The organism is Streptomyces sp. NPDC107550 (assembly GCF_055639095.1).
Genome location: NZ_JBVKBC010000004.1, coordinates 177,948 through 196,689 on the forward strand (window position 1 = coordinate 177,948; position 18,742 = coordinate 196,689).

Here is an 18,742-nt window from a genome sequence, read left to right on the forward strand (position 1 = left end):
CGCGCAGTTCCCCGCGCCCCTAGGTGAGTGGGCCTACCCGCGAGTTCTTCGTCTGACGGTCCGTCGTGGCTGATCGCGCAGTTCCCCGCGCCCCTAGGTGAGTGGGCCTACCCGCGAGTTCTTCGCCTGACGGTCCGTCGTGGCTGATCGCGCAGTTCCCCGCGCCCCTGGAGGGGCGACTACGTCGCCACCTCCCCCCGGGGAGTGCGGGAGGGGCGACTGCGTCGCCACCTCCATCGGGGGAAGCAGGGGCGAAGCCCCGCTTCCTCCCAGGGGAAGCTGCACGAAGTGCATGCTTCAGGGGCGCGGGGAACTGCGCGAGAAGCCCCACGCACCCGCAGACAACAACGCACGGTCGTGCCCCGAAGGGGCGCGGGGAACTGCGCGACCAGGCCCCACCGGGCGAAAGGTGAACGAGAACGCCAGGTGGCAGCCCCGTGAGGGGCGCGGGGAACTGCGCGAGAAGCCCCGCTCACCCGCAGGTGGCCACGCACGCTTACCGCTCCCCGAGCCGGTCGGCTCCCCCGCCCAAAAACCCGCCGCCCGCTGCTAAAGCGTCAGGCCGCGGACCAGGAGGTCAAGCAGGGCGCAGACGAAGAGCGCGATGCCGATGAAACCGTTGACCTGGAAGAACGCCCGGTTCAGCCGGGACAGATCATGCGGCCGCACCAACACGTGCTCGTACAAGAACGCCCCGGCGACAATGACGAGCCCGAGCCAGAAGAACACCCCGGCGCCCGTGGCGAGGGCGTACCAGACGAACAGCCCCGTGGTCACCGCGTGACAGCCCCGCGCCCCCCAGATCGCCGCCGGAATCCCGAACCGCGCCGGCACCGACTTCACGCCGACCTCCCGGTCCGTCTCCACGTCCTGGCAGGCGTAGATGAGGTCGAACCCGCCGATCCAGACGCCGACCGCGAGCCCGAGGATGACGGCCGTCCACGACCACTCACCGGTGATGGCGATCCACGCCCCGATGGGCCCCATCGCCTGGGCGAGCCCGAGGATGGCCTGCGGGAAGTTCGTGAACCGCTTGCCGTACGGGTAGACGACCATCGGGATCACCGCGATGGGCGCGAGCGCGAGGCACAGCGGGTTCAGCAGGGCCGCCGCGCCGAGGAAGATCACCAGGGCGATGAGCGCCCCGGTCCACGCCGACTTCACGGAGACCGCGCCGGTGACGAGTTCCCGGTGGGCGGTGCGCGGGTTACGGGCGTCGATCTCCCGGTCGATGATCCGGTTGGCGGCCATGGCGAACGTACGCAGGCCCACCATGCAGATCGTCACGAGGAGCAGCCGCCCCCAGTGGATGTTCTTGTCCCACTCGTACATCGCGGTCAGCGCGGCGATGTACGCGAAGGGCAGCGCGAACACCGAGTGCTCGATCATGACCAGGCGCAGGAACGCCTTGGTCCGCCCCGGCTGCGGGAGGACTCCCTCTGCTGCGCTCACAGCCCGTACTCCTTCCAGCGGCGGTCCACGAGGGCCGCCGTACGGGGGTCGGAGACGACCATCTCGGGCCAGCCGCCGTCCCGTGTGTAGCCCTCCTCGGGCCACTTCCGCGTCGCGTCGATGCCGGCCTTGCCGCCCCAGAACTGCTGGTAGGAGGCGTGGTCGAGGTGGTCGACGGGTCCCTCGACGACGGTCAGGTCACGGGCGTAGTCCGTGTTCCCGAGCGCGCGCCACGAGACTTCATGAAGATCGTGCACGTCGCAATCGGAGTCGACGACGACGATCAGCTTGGTCAGCGACATCATGTGGGCGCCCCAGATGGCGTGCATGACCTTCTGCGCGTGCTTCGGGTACTTCTTGTCGATGGAGACGATCGCGCAGTTGTGGAAGCCGCCCGACTCCGGCAGGTGGTAGTCGACGATGTCGGGGACGATCACCTTGAGCAGCGGCAGGAAGAACCGCTCGGTGGCGCGGCCCAGCGGCCCGTCCTCGGTCGGCGGGCGGCCGACGACGATGGACTGGAGCAGCGGCCGGCGCCGCATGGTCACGCAGTCGATCGTGAGCGCGGGGAACGGTTCCTGCGGGGTGTAGAAGCCGGTGTGGTCGCCGAACGGGCCCTCGGGCAGCATCTCGCCGGGCTCCAGCCAGCCCTCGATGACGACCTCGGCCTGCGCGGGGACCTGGAGCGGCACGGTCTTGCAGTCGACCATCTCGACCCGCTTGCCCTGGAGGAACCCGGCGAGCAGGTACTCGTCGATGTCGCCGGGCAGCGGCGCGGTCGAGGCGTACGTCACGGCGGGCGGGCAGCCGAAGGCGATGGCGACGGGCAGCTTCTCGCCGCGCCGCGCGGCCACCTGGTAGTGGTTGCGGCTGTCCTTGTGGATCTGCCAGTGCATGCCGATGGTGCGCTTGTCGTGGCGCTGGAGGCGGTACAGGCCCAGGTTGCGGACGCCGGTGTCGGGGTCCTTGGTGTGGGTGAGCCCGAGGTTGAAGAACGAGCCGCCGTCCTCGGGCCAGGTGAACAGCGCGGGAAGCTGCTCCAGGTCCACGTCGTCGCCGGTGAGGACCACTTCCTGGACCGGCGCGTCCTTCACCTTCTTCGGCGGTACGTGGACTATCGAGCCGAGCTTGCCGAACGCCTCGCGCATGCCGACGAAGCCGTGCGGAAGCTCGGGCTTGAGCAGCCCGCCGATCTTCTCGCTGATCTCCCCGTACGACTTCAGGCCGAGGGCCTTCAGGAGCCGGCGGTCGGTGCCGTACACGTTCATCGCCAGGGGCATCGCGGCGCCCTTGACGTTCTCGAACAGGAGGGCGGGGCCGCCGGCCTTGTTGACACGGTCGACGATCTCACCGACCTCCAGATACGGGTCGACCTCGGCCTTGATGCGCTTGAGATCGCCCTCGCGCTCCAGCGCCCGGAGCAGGGAGCGAAGATCGTCGTAAGCCATGCGTCCCAGTATCCGGCACCCAGTAACCTGAGCCGGTCACCGGGGGCCCGCGCCGGGCCCTCACCGCTTCTTGGGGGATCGCCGAGCCATGCTGCGCTACCTGCCGTTCCTGTTGGTCCTGGCGCTGTGGATCTACGCGTTCATCGACTGTCTGAACACGCCGGAGGAAGAGGTCAGGGGCCTGCCGAAGGTCGTGTGGGTGATCATCATCCTGCTGTTCGGCGAGGTCCTGGTCGGCCCGGTCGCCTGGCTGGTCGCGGGCAAGCAGCGGCACGCCCCGGCGGGCGGCTCCACGCCGTCGGAGTGGCACCGCAACCACCGCACGCGGTTCGTCGCGCCCGACGACAACCCCGAGTTCCTCGCCTCCCTCAAGGAGGAGCACAAGAAGGACGAGGCGCTCCTGAAGGACTGGGAGGCGGACCTGCGCCGCCGCGAGGAGGAACTGCGCCGCCGCGAGGGCGAGCAGCAGGGCGAGTAGCCCCGCGGCGCCCACCCCGGCCCCCGGCGCCCTTCCCGGCCGCGGCGCCCATCCCGGCCCCCGGCGGGCTGACCTGCGGGCGTGGCGCACACTGGTAGGAGCGTTTCCACGCGCCCTCCCCCCGTGCGCTCCCCCGCGCCCCCGCCCCCGTGAAGGCCCATGTCCAGATCCCCGCACCCCTCCGTGCCCGCCCCCGATGTCGTCACCGGACCCGAGAAGCTGATCGCCGTCGAGGAGCACGGCGCGGAGCCCGTACCGCCCGGGCGGCGGCACGGCAGCCCCCGTCAGCTGCTGTGGACGTGGGCCTCGCCGCAGGTCGGTTTCGCCACCCTGTTCATCGGGGTGCTGTCCGTCTCCGCGTTCGGCCTGAGCTTCTGGCAGGCGGTGGCCGCGCTGGTGCTGGGCGCCGGTCTCGGCTCGCTGGCGCACGGGGTGCTGTCCACGGACGGGCCGCGCTTCGGCGTGCCGCAGATGGTCATCGGGCGGCTCTCCTTCGGCCACCGGGGCAGCGCGCTGCCGTCCGGGGTCAACGCGTTCGTGGCCGGTGTCGGCTGGTTCGCCGTCAACACGGTCGGCGGCGCCTTCGCCCTGAACTCGCTGACCGGGCTGCCGCCGCTGGCGAGCCTGCTGATCCTCGTCGTCCTGGAGATCGTCATCGGGTACGTGGGCCATGACCTGGTCCACCGGTTCGAGAAGTACGCGTTCCCCGTCCTCGCGGTGATCTTCCTGCTCGCCGGGGTGTGGATCTTCAAGGGTGCCGACATCTCCGGGTCGGGCGCGGCGGCGAGCGGCGGGTTCGGCGGGTTCCTGCTCGCGTTCAGCGCCTGCTTCGGCTTCACCGCGGGCTGGAACCCGTGCGCCGCCGACTACGCCCGCTATCTGCCCGCAGGCACCCCGCCGCGCGCCACCGCCTGGTACGCGGGCCTCGGCCTGTTCGTGTCCGTCGCGGTGGTCTCCGTGATCGGCGCCGCGTCCGGCACGCTCGCCGCGCCCGCCGACGCCAGCCCCACGGACGCGTTCGTCGGCCAGTTGCCGGGCTGGCTCGGGCATCTGACGCTCGTGGCGATCATCCTCGGCGCGATGGCCGCCGCCACCCTCAACGTGTACTCGGCGGCCGTCTCCATCGCCGCGCTGTCGCTGCCCCTGCCGAAGTGGCTCGGCCGTGCCACGCTCGTGGCGATCGTCGGCGCGGTCGGCACGGCCGCCGGGTGGGCCTCGCTCGCCGACGCGGGCCACGCCTTCGAGAACTTCTTGCTGGTCATCGCGTACTGGATCGCGCCCTGGCTCGGTGTCGTGCTCATGGAGCACCTGTCGCGGACCGGCGACCACGACGTGCTCGCCGCGCGGCTTCAGGACCGTACGTTCACCAACTGGGCGGGCCTGGTCGCGCTGCTCGTCGGGGTGGCCGTGTCGGTGCCGCTGTTCTCCAACCAGACCGTCTTCGTGGGCTGGGTGCCGCACACCTGGCCCGCCGTCGGCGACCTGACCTGCCCGGTCGGGTTCGTCCTCGGCGCCGCCGTGTACGCGCTGCTCCGCCGCCGCGCCGGTACGTCCCCGACCGCCGACCCCCGCTGACCCCACCGACCGGAAAGGCCCTTCCCCCATGGATCTCGATCTCGCCCGCACCTGGCTCGCCACCGCCGTCGAGGAGGCGAAGGCCGGCCTCTCCGAGGGCGGCATCCCGATCGGCGCCGCGCTCTACTCCGCCGACGGCACCGTCCTCGGGCGCGGCCACAACCGGCGTGTGCAGGACGCCGACCCGTCGGTGCACGGGGAGACCGACGCGTTCCGCGCGGCCGGGCGGCAGCGCTCGTACAAGGGCACCACGATGGTGACCACGCTCAGCCCCTGCTGGTACTGCTCGGGGCTCGTGCGGCAGTTCGGCATCTCGCGCGTGATCATCGGCGAGGCCCGCACCTTCCACGGCGGCCACGACTGGCTGGCCGAGCACGGCGTCGAGATCGCGCTGCTCGACGATCCGGAGTGCGTGTCGATGATGGAGGAGTTCATCGCGGCCCGCCCCGAGCTGTGGAACGAGGACATCGGCGAGTGATCCGGGGCGGCCCCCGGGCCGGGTCCGTCGAGCGGTCCCCCGTACCGCTCGGCGGCTCCCGGCCCGCCCCCCGCGGTTCAGTGTGACGCAAGGCCCCCGCGTAATGGAACTGTTTTCTAGAACGTGACTACGGAAACCGTCCCGCGAACCCGGCATGATCCGTATGCCAGGCCCTAAGCTGGCCCCCACATGAGCCCCAAGCAGCGGCGCGGCGCCGAGACCGCGGAGCGTCTTCTGGACGCCGCCCTCCACGTCTACGCCGACGCCGGCGAGCAGGGCGTCACCGTCCAGGCCCTGACCCGGGCGAGCGGGGTGAGCCTCGGCAGCCTCTACCACCACTACGGCAGCGTCGACGGCCTGATGGACGCCCTGCTGCTGCGCTGGCTCGGCCGGCTCCTCGACGAGGTCGGCGGGGCGCTGGCCCGCGCGCGAACGGCCCGCACCGGAGTGCGGGCCGTCGTCGTGTCGTATCTGGGGTTCGTGCGCGACCATCCCCACGCCGCGCGTCTCCTGCACTCCGCGTACGCGGACCGGTTGGCGATGACGCGGGCCCGGGAGCTGCGGGACGCCCAGGAGGCCCGGCTGACGCCGCTGGCGGCCTGGCTCGCCGGGCACATCGAGCGCGGCGCCGTCGCACCGCTGCCCGCGCCGCTGGTGGAGGCGCTGGTCCTCGGCCCGGTCACGGCCGCCGCCCGCGCGTGGCTGGCGGGCGGCACCGGGCTCGACCTCGACGAGGCCGAGCGGCTGCTGCCGGACCGGATCTGGCGGGCGCTCGCGCCCTGAGCCCCGGCCCGGCGAAGGCGGTCGTACGGGGTCTCAGACGCCGGCGTAGGAGTGCTTGCCGGTGACGAAGATGTTGACGCCGTAGTAGTTGAAGATCCAGCAGGCGAACGCGATGAGCGCCAGGTAGGCGGCCTTGCGGCCCTTCCAGCCGGCGGTGGCGCGGGCGTGCAGATAGCAGGCGTAGGCGACCCACGTGATGAACGACCAGGTCTCCTTGGGGTCCCAGCCCCAGTAGCGGCCCCACGCGTCGCCCGCCCAGATCGCGCCCGCGATGATCGTGAACGTCCACAGCGGGAAGACCGCCGCGTTGACGCGGTAGGAGAACTTGTCCAGGGACTGCGAGGCGGGCAGCCGCTCCATGACGGAGGTGGCGAACTTGCCGGGCTTGCCGCCGTTCGCCAGCTTGCTCTCGTAGCTGTCCTTGAACAGGTAGAGGATCGTGCCGACCGCGCCCACGTAGAAGACCGCGCCGCAGAAGATGGCGGTGGAGACGTGGATGTACAGCCAGTACGAGTGCAGCGCGGGGACGAGCTGGTCGGAGGCGGTGTACAGGACGGTGACGGCGAGGCCGAGGTCGAGCAGGACCGTGGTGACCAGCGGCAGGCCGAGCCAGCGGACGTTCTTCTTCAGGGCGAGCAGGACGAGGTAGACGCCGACCGCGACCGTGGAGAACGTGATGCTGAACTCGTACATGTTGCCCCACGGCGCGCGCTCCACCGAAAGGGCGCGGGCGACCACGCCGGCCAGCTCGACCAGGAAGGCGAGCGCGGTCAGCGACACCGCGACCCGGCCGTACAGGTCGCCCTGCTCGTCGCCGGCGGCGGCGCCGGGCCCGTCCGGCACGTCACGGGCGCCGGCGGCGGCGCGGGTGACGACCTCGGGGCGGTCCAGGACGGCCGTGCCGCCGTTCTTCTGCTTGACCTGGACCTTCACGCCCGCGGCGGCGGGGGCCCCGGCCGCCGTGCCGGTCAGCGCGGCGGCGGTACGGCCGACCTTGCTGCGGCTGCCGAAGATCCACTCGGCCATGTTGGCGAAGAACGCCAGCAGGTACACGGCCATGGACGAGTAGATGAGGACGTTGCTGGTGTGCGCCAGGTTCTCATTGGTTGCGGCGGCGAGATTCACTTCTCAGCCCCTTCGGCGGCAGGTACTGCGGTGGTCTGTTCGGAGGTCGGGGAGTCTTCGGTGGCGCTGGGCGCCCGGGCGTGGAGCAGTCCGACGAGGTCGCCCAGCTCCTCGGGGAGCTTCGCGGACTCGCTGCGGCCGAGGCCGGCCATCTCGACGACGGTCACGCCGTCCGGGCCCTCGACGGCCCGCACCCACACGCGGCGGCGCTGGATGAACAGCGAGCCGGCCAGGCCGAGGATCGCGGCGAGCGCGCCGGCGAGGGCCCAGCCGTCACCGGGCTGGTGGGAGATCTGGAACGTGACCCATTCCTTGATGTCCTTGTCGAACGTGATGGAGCCCGCCCCGTTCGGCAGCTTCATCGTCTCGCCCGGCAGCAGCCGCGCCTTGAGCGGCTTGCCCTTGGCGTCCTTGAACGCCTTCATGTGGGTGGTGTCGAGCTGGTACACGTTCTGCGGCAGGCCCGCGTCGACGCCGAGGTCGCCGTGGAGCGCGTTCAGCGCGAGGACGGGGAAGTCGAGCGCCGGGAACTGGGAGAACATCGTGCCCTTGCCCGCGCCCGCGAACGTCGGCACGAACCAGGCGTTGAACCCGAGCTGCTCCTTGGCGCCCTTCGCGTCGCGGTAGCCGTCCATCACCTTGATGGCGCCCTGCGAGGAGATGTTCGCGTCCAGCGGCAGCATCGGCACGGCCTGCTGGGAGACGACCTTGCCCTTGCCGTCCCGGACGGTGACGTTGACCGCGTAGCCGTGGCCGTTGAGGAAGATCTTGGTGCCGTCGATGTCCAGCGGGTGGTTGGACTGGATGGACGTCTTCTTGCTCGTGCCGTCGGCGCCCTGGCTGTAGGTGACGTCGGCGCGGAAGGTGCGCGGGGTGCCCTTCTCCGGGCCGGTCCGCGCGTACGTCGCCGTGAACTTGTCCAGCGTGAACGCGAACGGGGTCAGGTCGCGGTCGCTGTCGAAGAGGCTGCCGGACTTGAAGTCGTCGTACTGCGTGAGCGTGTTGGCGAAGCCGTCGCCCTCGACGACGAGCTTGCCGCCCTCGAACTTGAACAGCTGGCCCCACGCGAACGCGATCAGCATGACGATCAGCGCCAGGTGGAAGGCGAGGTTGCCGACCTCGCGCAGATAGCCCTTCTCGGCGGCGACCGCGGTGCCGGCGGTGTGCGCGCGGTAGCGGCGCTTCTTCAGCAGCGCGAGCGCCGCCTCGCGGACCTGCTCCGGCTGGGCGTCGGTGCGCCAGGTGGCGTACGCGGGCAGCCGGTCCAGGCGGCGGGGGGCGCCGGGCGGGCGGCCGCGGAGCTGGCCGACGAACTGCCAGGTGCGCGGCACGATGCAGCCGATGAGGGAGACGAACAGCAGGATGTAGATCGCGGAGAACCACACCGAGCTGTAGACGTGGAAGAGGCCGAGCTTGTCGTAGACCGGCGCGAGCGTGTCGTGCGCCTTGCGGAAGTCGTCGACCTTGAGCGGGTCGGTGCCCTGCTGCGGGATGAGGGAGCCGGGGATCGCGCCGAGGCTGAGCAGGAACAGCAGCAGCAGCGCGACCCGCATCGAGGTGAGCTGCCGCCAGAACCAGCGGACCCAGCCGATCACCCCGAGTCTCGGCATGGTCGGCGAGGTGTCCTCGGCCGGGGCCGTGCTCAGTTGCGCGCCGGCCTCCGCCTCGGTGGTCTCCGGGCTGTCAGGGCCGGGGTTGTTCGTGCTCATGGATCAGATTCCCACCTGGAAGCCGGTGGACCAGGTCCGCATCTGGCCCACGAGCGCGTCCCACGCACCCGAGAGCAGCAGAACCCCGGTCAGGATCATCATGATGCCGCCGATGCGCATCACCCACGTGTAGTGCTTCTTGACCCAGCCGAACGCGCCAAGCGCCTTGCGGAAGGCGATGGCGGCGAGCACGAAGGGCACGCCGAGTCCGAAGCAGTACGCGACCATCAGTATGGCCCCGCGCAGTGCGCTGCCCTCGTTCAGGGCCAGGACGTTGACCGAGGCGAGGGTCGGGCCGATGCAGGGCGTCCAGCCGATGCCGAAGAGGGCGCCGAGGACGGGCGCCCCGGCGAGCCCGGCGACCGGCTTCTTGTGGAAGCGGAACTCGCGCTGCGTCAGCCACGGCATCAGGCCGAGGAAGAAGAGGCCCATCAGGATCATGAGGACGCCGAGGACCTTGATCAGGGCGTCCTGGTGGTCCAGGAGCGTGGACCCGAAGTAGCCGAACAGCGCGCCGCCGGAGACGAAGACGGCGGTGAAGCCGAGGACGAACAGGCTCGCGCCCGCCGCCATCCGCCCCCGGCGCTGCTCCATGAGGTCGGCGCCGGTGATCCCGGTCACGTACGAGAGGTAGCCGGGGACGAGCGGCAGGACGCAGGGCGAGAAGAAGGAGACCAGGCCGCCGAGGAGGGCGATCGGGACGGCGAGGATCAGGGCGCCGCTGGTGACGGTGTCACCGGCGGCCAGGGTGACGAGCGTGGCGGACACGGTCGCTCACTTCTCCGCGACGACCGGGTCGAGCATGTCCCGCAGACTCTTCTCGCTGAGCGGCTTCAGGGAGCGCGCGGCGATCTTCCCCTCGCGGTCCACGACGATCGTGGAGGGGATGGCCTGCGGGTTGAGCGTGCCCTTCTCGAACTTCAGGAGCAGCCTGCCCGTCGGATCGTAGAAGCTCGGGTACGTGACGCCGAAGCTGCGCTCGAACTCCTTGGCCGGGCTGGTGCTGGTGTCGCGCGTGTTGATGCCGACGAACTGGACGCCCTTGTTCTCGGTGGCCTTGGCGACCTTCACGAAGTTGGGCGCCTCGGCGCGGCAGGGCGGGCACCAGGAGCCCCACACGTTGAGGACGACGACCTTGCCCTTGTAGGAGGCGAGGTCGATGTGCTTGCCCTCCAGGTCCTTGCCGGTCAGGTCGGGCGCGTCGTGCCGCTCGCCCTTCTGCACGGTGGCGACGCCGCCGGAGCCGGTCACGAAGTTGGTGTTCTTGCCGCCCCCGTCGGTGCCGCCGGAGCCGCACGCCGTCAGCGCGAGGGCCAGGGCGGCGGCTCCTACGGTCAGCTGGGCGGCGCGGCGGCGCGTGGTCGCGGCGGTGCGGGGGGCGCGGCAGGCGGCACTCATGTGAAAAGTTTCGCATGTCTGTTTAGGGGATCTTCCGCACCCCCCTGGAGCGGGGAAAAGCCCATTTCAGGAGGGGTTTGTACGGGACTTCTCGCGGCGCGCGGGGCGCTCGCCGAGGAAGCCGCGCCAGCCCTCCGCGGGCTTCTGCCCGACGTCCAGAGTGCGCAGTTTGTCCAGCACCCGCGGGTCCTGGGCGTCCATCCAGTCGACGAACTGGCGGAACGAGACCAGCCGTACGTCACTGTGCTTCTCGGCGGTGGCGGCGATGTGCTTGAGCGCCTCCTCGACGGAGTCCATGTAGATCCCGCCGTTCCACTGCTCGAAGTGGTTGCCGATGAAGAAGGGCGCGCGATTGGTCTCGTAGGCGCGCTTGAAGCCCGCGATGTACGCCTGCGCGGACTGCTTGCGCCAGGCCGGGTAGTTGTGGGCGGGGGCGCGGGTGGTGTTGTGCGACTGGTTGGCCAGCATGTTGTAGTCCATCGACAGGACCTCGAAGCTGCGGCCGGGGAAGGGGATCGCCTGGAGCGGCAGGTCCCACACCCCCATCCTCTTGTCGGGCCAGCGCTGCCGGCCGCCGGGCGAGGACGCGTCGTAGCGCCAGCCGAGGTCGCGGGCGGTGGGCAGCAGGTTGTTCTGCCCGAGCAGGCAGGGGGTGCGCCCGCCGATGAGTTCCTTGTCGTAGTCGAACGGCAGCGAGGGCAGGTCCGTCCAGCCCGTGTGCGTACGCCACTTCTTCACGAAGGACTTCGCCTGGTCGATCTCGCTGCGCCACTGCGCGGGGGTCCAGCGGGCGACGGTGCCGGAGCCGGAGCAGAAGTGCCCGTTGAAGTGGGTGCCGATCTCGTGGCCCTCCAGCCAGGCGCGGCGCACATACTTCAGGGTCTGCTTGATGTGGTCGTCGGTCAGATAGCCGATGTCGGAGGCGCCCACCGCGTTGTTCGGCGGGCGGTAGAGGCGCTTCTTGGACTCGGGGAGCAGATACAGGCCCGACAGGAAGAACGTCATATGGGCGCCGTGCTCGCGCGCGAGGTCGAGGAAGCGGGGAAACAGTCCGTTGCCCACTTCGCCGGCGCCGTCCCAGGAGAAGATCACGAACTGGGGTGGCTTCTCCCCTGGTTCGAGCTTGCGCGGCGGGGCCGGCTGGTGCGGCTGGCGGCCCGTGTAGGAGGTCGAGCCGTCGCCGATGGGCTTGCCCGCGGGCTGCCGGGGGGTGCTCGACCGGGAGCCGTCCTGCTTGCCCGGGGAGACCGTCGCCGTCCCGCCCGAGCCGCAGCCGGCGAGCGCGGCGGCTGCGGCCGCACCCGCTCCCAGACCGATAAGTCCCCTTCGGCTGACATCGCGCATAGCGTCCCCATTCGTCGCGTCTGTACCCATTGACGGTGGGCACCCCGTTAGAGGGCGCGACGAACACGCGGGTTCCGATAAGTCGGACGTATTTGTGTTGTTTTGGGGGATGGTTTGCGTCCGTACTGCGAAAAGCGCGCGTAAAGGCCGCCCGCTATGGGCGGCCCTTACTCTCCGCTCAGGCGCCGAACGCCTTCGCCTTCCCCTTCACCGGCTTGGCGCCCGCGAGGAGATGCGCGGGGACCAGATCGCGGGCCGGCTCCGAGTACCCCACCGACACGATCTTGTCGCCGCGGTACGTGAACGACGTCAGCGAGGCCAGCGTGCACTGCCGCTTGCGCGGGTCGTGCCACAGCCGGCGGCGCTCCACGTAACTGCGCACGATCCAGATGGGGAGCTGGTGGCTGACGCACACCGCCTCGTGGCCGCGCGCCGCGTCCTTGGCGGCGTCCAGGGCGCCCATCATGCGCACGACCTGGTCCACGTACGGCTCGCCCCAGGACGGCTTGAACGGGTTGACGAGGTGCTTCCAGTTGTCCGGCTTGCGCAGCGCGCCGTCGCCGACGCCGAAGGTCTTGCCCTGGAAGACGTTGCCCGCCTCGATCAGGCGCTCGTCCGAGCCGAGGTCGAGTCCGTGCGCCTTGGCGATCGGCGTCGCCGTCTCCTGCGCCCGCTCCAGCGGCGAGGCCACCACGTACGTGATGTCGCGCGGCGCCAGATGCTCGGCGACCCGGTCGGCCATCCGGCGGCCGAGATCCGACAGGTGGTAGTCGGGCAGCCGCCCGTACAGGATGCCGTCGGGGTTGTGGACCTCGCCGTGGCGCATCAGGTGCACGACGGTGATGTCGTCCTCGCCCTTCACGGGCTTTTCGGGGGTCTGCGGCTCGCTCATGCCGTGGCCTCCGCGGCGGCGCGGGCGGCGGCGGGCAGCGCGGCGGCGATCCGCTCGACGGCGCGGTCGTCGTGCGCGGTCGACACGAACCAGGACTCGAACGCCGACGGCGGCAGGTAGACGCCCTGCGCGAGCATCGCGTGGAAGAACGCCGTGAAGCGGAAGGACTCCTGCGCCTTCGCGTCGTCGTAGTCGCGCACCTCGTCCGGCGTGAAGAACACCGAGAACATGTTGGAGGCGTTCTGCAGCCGGTGCTCGACGCCCTCCTTGGTGAGCGCCTCCGTGACCAGCGTGCGCAGCTGCTCGCTGACCGCGTCGACCTTCGCGTACGCCGCGTCGTCGAGCAGGCGGAGCTGGGCGAGGCCGGCGGCGGTGGCGACCGGGTTACCGGAGAGCGTGCCGGCCTGGTAGACCGGGCCGGCCGGGGCGAGGTGGGCCATGACGTCGGCTCGGCCGCCGAACGCCGCCGCCGGGAAGCCGCCGCCCATGACCTTGCCGAACGTCATCAGGTCCGGCACCACGCCGTCGACGCCGAACCAGCCGGCCTTCGACGTACGGAAACCGGTCATGACCTCGTCGGAGATGTACAGCGCGCCGTTCTCCTGGCAGGCCGCCTTGAGCCCGGCGTTGAAGCCGTCGCGGGGCGGGACCACGCCCATGTTCCCCGGGGACGCCTCGGTGATCACGCAGGCGATCTCGCCCGGGTGGGCGGCGAACGCGGCGCGGACCGCCTCGATGTCGTTGTACGGCAGCACGATCGTGTCGCCGGCCTGCGCGCCCGTGACGCCCGGGGTGTCGGGCAGGCCGAACGTGGCGAGGCCCGAGCCCGCGGCGGCGAGCAGCGCGTCGACGTGGCCGTGGTAGCAGCCGGCGAACTTGATCACCTTGGCCCGGCCGGTGAAGCCGCGCGCGAGGCGGATCGCGGACATGGTGGCCTCGGTGCCGGACGAGACCAGGCGGACCTGCTCGACGGGGGCGACCCGGGCGACGATCTCCTCGGCGAGCGCGACCTCGCCCTCGCCGGGCGTGCCGAAGGACGTGCCGCGCGCGACGGCGTCCTGCACGGCCGCGAGGACCTCGGGGTGGGAATGGCCGAGGATCATCGGCCCCCACGAGCACACGAGGTCCACGTACTCGCGCCCGTCCGCGTCCGTGAGGTACGGACCGGTGCCGGACACCATGAAACGGGGCGTACCGCCCACGGCGCGGAACGCGCGCACCGGGGAATTCACGCCACCCGGCGTGACGGCCGCCGCGCGGTCGAAGAGTCCCTGCGAAACGGGTGCCTCATACGGATAGGGGGTGTTGTTCGCCTCTGCCATGCCTCTCAGCGTACGGCCCGTCCCCTTCGCCCCCTCCGCACGGACCCGTGTCCGCCTAGACTCTGGCTGTCAGCACCCCTCGGGGCCCGGGGCCTCGGGGGAGGCTCGCGCGCGCCGGTGCCCCGCCGTACGTTTCGGCGGGTGGCCGTGGGGGAGGTCATTGACACGATGATCGGGTTGCGCGTGGGCGGTCGTGCGGCCTATGAAAAGGGCGTTGCGCCCTGAGAACAGCAGTCGGGTGGAGATATGCATCGCGGTGGCGGCGGACTGGGCGAGGGGACCGGCGACCTGGGCCCCCGGCGTGCCCGGCGGGGGAGGCACCGGCGCGACGGCCATGACGAGGCGGCACGGACCCAGAGGGCGACGGGGAGCGGGAATGGTGGCCGGGTGGGGGTGACCTACAAGTACTTCGGCGCGCCCAACGGGGCGACGGCGGCCCGGGTCCCGATCTCGATGCGGCCCGAGGAGCTGGGCGGGGACGAGCTGGGCATGGGCGGCATGTTCACCAAGATCAAGCCGGAGACGATGGCCGCGATGGTCCTCACCGGCATCGAGGGCGTACCCCTGCACAAGGTGCCCCCGCTGGAACTGGTCGTCCTCCACCCCGACTACGCCGTCGTCAAACTCCCCATGACCGTCGTCGACCCGCTGCGCGGCATCGGCGAGGAGGCGGTGGGCGCCGCCGCCTTCATCTGGTCCACGGTCCCCGACCGGGGCGGCCCGCGCGACGCGTTCAACGTCTACCAGCTCCTGCACGAGTGGCAGGACTTCAGCCACCGGCTGCATGAGGCGGGACATCAGGCGTATTGCCTGGTGTGGCCGTGAGGGTGGCTCGCGTGGCCGTGAGGGTGCCTGGCGGGGCCGTGATCCGCTGACGCCCCTCTGACGGGCCCTTGACGGGACCCTCTGGCGGCATCCCCGCCCGGGCCCCCGGCTTCCTGAGCCCGCGTCAGTCCTCCTCCCCCGTCGTCCCCTTGACGGTGAAGCCGATGACGGCTCCGCCGCCGGGGCGGGGGGTGGCGAAGGGGGCGCCGCCGTGGGTCGTGGCTACCTCGCGGACGATGGAGAGGCCGAGGCCCGAGCCGGGGAGGCTGCGGGCGGCCGGAGCGCGGTAGAAGCGGTCGAAGACGCGGTCGGTGTCGTCGGCGTCGATGCCGGGCCCCCGGTCGAGGACCGCGACGCGGACGCCCGCCGGGGTGCGGGCCACGGTGATCTCGATGGGGGCGCTCGCCTCCGTGTCGAACTTCGCCGCGTTCTCCACGAGGTTGGACAGCGCCCGCTGGAGCTGCGCCGGACGGCCGAGGATCGTCGTGTCGCCCTCGGTGCGCACGGTGACGGTGCGGCCGGTGCGGCGGCGGGCCAGCGTCGCCACGTCCTCGGCGGTCTCCGCGAGCGCCACCTCGACGGCCGGCTCGTCGTCCTCCTTGCCCGCGGCCAGTTCGACCAGTTCGTTGACGAGGTCGGTCAGCTCGCGGGACTCCTCGGCGAGATCGGCGACCAGTTCCTCGCGGGCGGCCGGCGGCAGTTCCTCGATCCGGCGCAGCAGCGAGATGTTGGTCCGCAGCGAGGTCAGGGGCGTACGCAGTTCGTGGCCCGCGTCCTGCACGAGCCGGCGCTGGTCCTCCACGGAGCGGGCGAGGCGGCCCAGCATCCGGTCGAAGGACCGGCCGAGGCTGCCGACCTCGTCGCCGCCCGCGACCGGCACCGCCACGTCGAGGCGCCCGGTGGAGGCGACGCGCTCGGCGGAGCCCGCGAGCCGGACGAGGCGGGAGGTGATGCGCCGGGCGAGCCACCAGCCGAACAGGCCCGCGCCGAGGACGACGGCCGCCGCGTACAGGAGCGTACGGCGCTGGAGTTCGCGCAGCAGGTCCTCGGTGTCGCTGAACTCCTGCGCGACCTGCACCGCCCCGCGCCCGTCGCCGAGCGCGACCGTCGCCATGCGGTACACGTCGCCGCCGATCTCCACGTCGTCGCTCTCGTCGAGGGTGCCCGCGCCGCGCGCGTCGGCGACGCTGCGGGCCTCGTCGTCGACGGGCAACCGCGGCTCGCCCCGGTCGACGACCGCGCCGTGCGGGCCGAGGATCTGCACGACGGTGCCGGCGGGCCGCGTCAGGTCGTCGCGCGGCCCGTCGTGGTCGGGGTCGCCGGAGGTGAAGTCGGCGGGGCTCAGTTTCTCGTCGTGGACCTGCTGGCGCAGATCGTGGACGACCTCGCCGAACACGGCCTGCTGGTCGACGCGGACCAGGCGGGCCGCCGAGTCGTACGAGAGGAAGCCGACGAGCGCGGTGACACCGGCCGCGACCGCGGCGAAGGACAGCGCGAACTTGGTGCGCAGGCTGCGCGGACCGCGCGGCAGCCCGTGCAGGCCGTGGAGCCCCTGGAGACCGTGGAGGCTCGGGAGTCCGTGGCGGCCCGGGGTGCGACGGCCGCCCTCGGGCGTGCTGCGGGGGCCGTCCGCGCTCCTCATCCCTCGCGCAGGACGTAGCCGACGCCCCGCACGGTGTGGATGAGGGGCGTGCCGGACGGCTCGTCGACCTTGCGGCGCAGATAGCCGACGTACACCGCGAGGTTCTTGGAGCCGGGCCCGAAGTCGTAGCCCCAGATGCGGTCGTAGATCGTGGCGTGGTCGAGGACGATGCCGCTGTTACGGGCGAGCAGTTCCAGCAGGTCGAACTCGGTGCGGGTCAGTTCCAGCTCGCGGCTGCCGCGCCAGGCGCGCCGGGCCTGCGGGTCGATGCGCAGGTCGGCGGCGGTGACCTGGTGGTCGTCGGGCTCCTCGGCGCCCTCGGCGGGCGCGGTGCGGCGCAGCAGGGCGCGCAGCCGGGCGAAGACCTCCTCGACGTCGAACGGCTTGACCACGTAGTCGTCGGCGCCCGCGTCCAGGCCGGCGATCCGGTCCGGCGTCTCCACCAGCGCCGTCAGCATCAGGATCGGCGTACGGTCGCCCTCGGCGCGCAGCACCCGGCACACCTGGAGGCCGTCGATGCCCGGCATCATCACGTCGAGGACGAGGATGTCGGGCCGGGCGCGGTGCGCGGCGGCCAGCGCCTCGACGCCGTCGGCGACGGCGGTGACGACATAGCCCTCCAGCGTGAGCGCCCTCTCCAGGGCGTGGCGGATCGCGCGGTCGTCCTCGGCGAGCAGCACGGTGGGGGCGGGACGGGCGGGGGTAGCGGCGGCGGCTGCGACGGGTACGGATTGGGACACGCTGCCAGTGTGCCCCGACCGCCCGGCCGCATCGCTCGATCAGGCGTCCGCCAAATGGCTTCTTACCGGCCTCTCACCCGCTGCGGACCAGCGGCTTACCTGCCCCGCGCAGGCTGTCCCCGGATATCGAGCGAGATGGAGCGATGCCGAGGGCCCGGCCGGGCGCCGGCCGGGGAAGGCACTACGCATGAAGATCGTGTTCCTGTTGCACAACGTGTACGCCATCGGCGGCACGGTGCGCACCACGCTCAACCTCGCGTCCGCGCTCGTCGAGCACGGCGGGCACGAGGTGGAGATCGTGTCGATGTCGCGGCACCGCGAGCGGCCCCGCTTCGCGGTCGACCCGCGCATCACCCTGGTGCCGCTCGTCGACACCAGGGAGGGCGGCGCGGACAGCCGCTACCCGGCGTACGCGCAGCCCTCGCGCGACTTTCCCGACGCGGAGAAGCGCTACAAGCAGTACACGCTGCTGCACGATATGCGCGTGCGGGAGTACCTGACCCAGCGGTGCGACGCGGACGTGGTGATCGGCACCCGTCCCGGCATCAACGTCTATCTGTCCCTGTGGGGGCCGCGCCGCGCGCTGCGCATCGCCCAGGAGCACCTGCGGCACGACGCCCACAGCAAGAAGCTGCGCGCGCAGCTCGCCCGGCACTACCGGGCGCTGGACGCGGTCGTGACGATGACGCAGGCGGACGCCGCCGTGTACCGGGCCCGGATGCCGCTGCCCGGCGTACGGGTCCTGTCGGTGCCGAACATCGTGCCGCAGCCCGGCGTCACGCCCTCCGACGGCTCCTCGAAGATCATCGCGGCGGCCGGCCGGCTGGCCCCGGGCAAGCGCTACGACCTGCTCCTTGAGGCGTTCGCGGCGGTCTCGGCGAAGGAGCCGGACTGGGAGCTGCGGATCTACGGCGGCGGTACGCAGGAGGAGCGGCTGCGCGACCTCATCGCGGGCCTGGGCCTCGTGGGCCGGGCGCGGCTGATGGGCGCGGTGTCGCCGATCGAGCCGGAGTTCGCGCGGGCGTCGCTGGTGGTGTCGGCGTCGGACGCGGAGTCGTTCGGGATGACGCTCGCCGAGGCGATGCGCTGCGGGGTGCCGGTGGTCAGCACCGACGCCCCGCTGGGCCCGGCGGAGATCATCACGGACGGCGTCGACGGCCGTCTGGTGCCCCTCGGTGACTCCCGCGCGCTGGCCGAGGCGATGGTCGCGCTGATCGAGGACCCGGCCGCGCGTACGGAGATGGGCCGCGCGGCCCTCGCCTCCGCGCACCGCTACGACCCGGAGCCGATCGTGGCCCGCTACGAGACGCTCATCACCGAGCTGCGGGCCACCCGCCGCCGCCGTGACTGGCTGCGGCTGCGCGCCCGCTGCGCCAACTGGGCCCGCCGCAAGGCCCGCGCCGTGCGCGCGGCGCTGCCCGGCGGGCCGGGGAAGAGCCCGCATGACAGCCGAGCCCGGCCCAGCCATGGCACCGCGCGGCCCCGTCTTCCTTAGGCGGCGCCCGGCGCCCATCGGACCGCCCGCCGCGCC

17 protein-coding genes are annotated in these 18,742 nt (G+C 71.7%); 6 read left to right on the forward strand and 11 right to left on the reverse strand.

What is annotated here, in order from left to right; genetic code table 11:
* Window positions 1-549 precede the first annotated feature (549 nt).
* Both mqnP and ACZ7LY_RS07975 read right to left on the reverse strand, forming a co-directional pair.
* Window positions 550-1,452, reverse strand: a complete 903-nt coding sequence (gene mqnP, locus ACZ7LY_RS07970; protein ID WP_471623654.1) for a menaquinone biosynthesis prenyltransferase MqnP — start codon at window positions 1,450-1,452, stop codon at window positions 550-552.
* Complete coding sequence (locus ACZ7LY_RS07975) at window positions 1,449-2,900, reverse strand: menaquinone biosynthesis decarboxylase (RefSeq protein ID WP_471623655.1); 1,452 nt, start codon at window positions 2,898-2,900, stop codon at window positions 1,449-1,451. The genes mqnP and ACZ7LY_RS07975 overlap by 4 nt, the downstream gene beginning before the upstream one ends.
* A gap of 88 nt (window positions 2,901-2,988) precedes the next feature.
* On the opposite strand from ACZ7LY_RS07975, the gene ACZ7LY_RS07980 reads away from it, so the two are divergent.
* The 4 genes from ACZ7LY_RS07980 (at window position 2,989) to ACZ7LY_RS07995 (ending at window position 6,214) form a co-directional block, all read left to right on the forward strand.
* On the forward strand, window positions 2,989-3,378 hold the full coding sequence (locus ACZ7LY_RS07980) for a PLD nuclease N-terminal domain-containing protein (protein ID WP_471623656.1): 390 nt from the start codon (window positions 2,989-2,991) through the stop codon (window positions 3,376-3,378).
* A gap of 159 nt (window positions 3,379-3,537) precedes the next feature.
* A complete protein-coding gene (locus ACZ7LY_RS07985) occupies window positions 3,538-4,953 on the forward strand; it encodes a purine-cytosine permease family protein (RefSeq protein ID WP_471623657.1) in 1,416 nt (471 codons plus the stop codon).
* A gap of 28 nt (window positions 4,954-4,981) precedes the next feature.
* A complete protein-coding gene (locus tag ACZ7LY_RS07990; RefSeq protein WP_471623658.1) occupies window positions 4,982-5,431 on the forward strand; it encodes a nucleoside deaminase in 450 nt (149 codons plus the stop codon).
* Window positions 5,432-5,620: 189 nt separating this feature from the next.
* Window positions 5,621-6,214: a TetR/AcrR family transcriptional regulator gene (locus ACZ7LY_RS07995; protein WP_471623659.1), complete on the forward strand. Its 594-nt coding sequence runs from the start codon at window positions 5,621-5,623 to the stop codon at window positions 6,212-6,214.
* Between the two features lie 33 nt (window positions 6,215-6,247).
* On the opposite strand, the gene ccsB is transcribed toward ACZ7LY_RS07995, so the two are convergent.
* The 7 genes from ccsB to hemL form a co-directional block, all read right to left on the reverse strand.
* Window positions 6,248-7,339: a c-type cytochrome biogenesis protein CcsB gene (ccsB, locus tag ACZ7LY_RS08000; protein ID WP_471623660.1), complete on the reverse strand. Its 1,092-nt coding sequence runs from the start codon at window positions 7,337-7,339 to the stop codon at window positions 6,248-6,250.
* Entirely contained in the window at window positions 7,336-9,048 is a 1,713-nt protein-coding gene (gene resB, locus ACZ7LY_RS08005) for a cytochrome c biogenesis protein ResB (RefSeq protein WP_471623661.1), read from the reverse strand. The genes ccsB and resB overlap by 4 nt, the downstream gene beginning before the upstream one ends.
* A 3-nt stretch (window positions 9,049-9,051) precedes the next feature.
* On the reverse strand, window positions 9,052-9,816 hold the full coding sequence (locus tag ACZ7LY_RS08010; RefSeq protein ID WP_471623662.1) for a cytochrome c biogenesis CcdA family protein: 765 nt from the start codon (window positions 9,814-9,816) through the stop codon (window positions 9,052-9,054).
* Window positions 9,817-9,822: 6 nt separating this feature from the next.
* A complete protein-coding gene (locus tag ACZ7LY_RS08015; RefSeq protein WP_471623663.1) occupies window positions 9,823-10,446 on the reverse strand; it encodes a TlpA family protein disulfide reductase in 624 nt (207 codons plus the stop codon).
* 66 nt (window positions 10,447-10,512) lie between these two features.
* Window positions 10,513-11,790, reverse strand: coding sequence for a polysaccharide deacetylase family protein (locus tag ACZ7LY_RS08020; RefSeq protein WP_471623664.1), 1,278 nt, complete (start codon window positions 11,788-11,790; stop codon window positions 10,513-10,515).
* 178 nt (window positions 11,791-11,968) lie between these two features.
* The gene (locus tag ACZ7LY_RS08025; protein ID WP_471623665.1) at window positions 11,969-12,682 is read right to left on the reverse strand and encodes a histidine phosphatase family protein; all 714 of its coding nucleotides are present in this window, start codon (window positions 12,680-12,682) and stop codon (window positions 11,969-11,971) included.
* Complete coding sequence (hemL, locus tag ACZ7LY_RS08030; RefSeq protein ID WP_471623666.1) at window positions 12,679-14,004, reverse strand: glutamate-1-semialdehyde 2,1-aminomutase; 1,326 nt, start codon at window positions 14,002-14,004, stop codon at window positions 12,679-12,681. Before hemL ends, ACZ7LY_RS08025 begins: the two co-directional genes overlap by 4 nt.
* 246 nt (window positions 14,005-14,250) lie before the next feature.
* On the opposite strand from hemL, the gene ACZ7LY_RS08035 reads away from it, so the two are divergent.
* A complete protein-coding gene (locus ACZ7LY_RS08035) occupies window positions 14,251-14,829 on the forward strand; it encodes a hypothetical protein (RefSeq protein ID WP_471623667.1) in 579 nt (192 codons plus the stop codon).
* Between the two features lie 124 nt (window positions 14,830-14,953).
* On the opposite strand, the gene ACZ7LY_RS08040 is transcribed toward ACZ7LY_RS08035, so the two are convergent.
* Both ACZ7LY_RS08040 and ACZ7LY_RS08045 read right to left on the reverse strand, forming a co-directional pair.
* The gene (locus ACZ7LY_RS08040; protein WP_471623668.1) at window positions 14,954-16,471 is read right to left on the reverse strand and encodes a sensor histidine kinase; all 1,518 of its coding nucleotides are present in this window, start codon (window positions 16,469-16,471) and stop codon (window positions 14,954-14,956) included.
* Window positions 16,468-17,151 (reverse strand): response regulator transcription factor, encoded by a 684-nt coding sequence (locus tag ACZ7LY_RS08045; protein ID WP_471623850.1) that lies wholly within the window; start codon window positions 17,149-17,151, stop codon window positions 16,468-16,470. The genes ACZ7LY_RS08040 and ACZ7LY_RS08045 overlap by 4 nt, the downstream gene beginning before the upstream one ends.
* Window positions 17,152-17,398: 247 nt before the next feature.
* Between ACZ7LY_RS08045 and ACZ7LY_RS08050 the strand changes: the two genes are divergently transcribed.
* A complete protein-coding gene (locus tag ACZ7LY_RS08050) occupies window positions 17,399-18,706 on the forward strand; it encodes a glycosyltransferase family 4 protein (protein ID WP_471623669.1) in 1,308 nt (435 codons plus the stop codon).
* Window positions 18,707-18,742 lie beyond the last annotated feature (36 nt).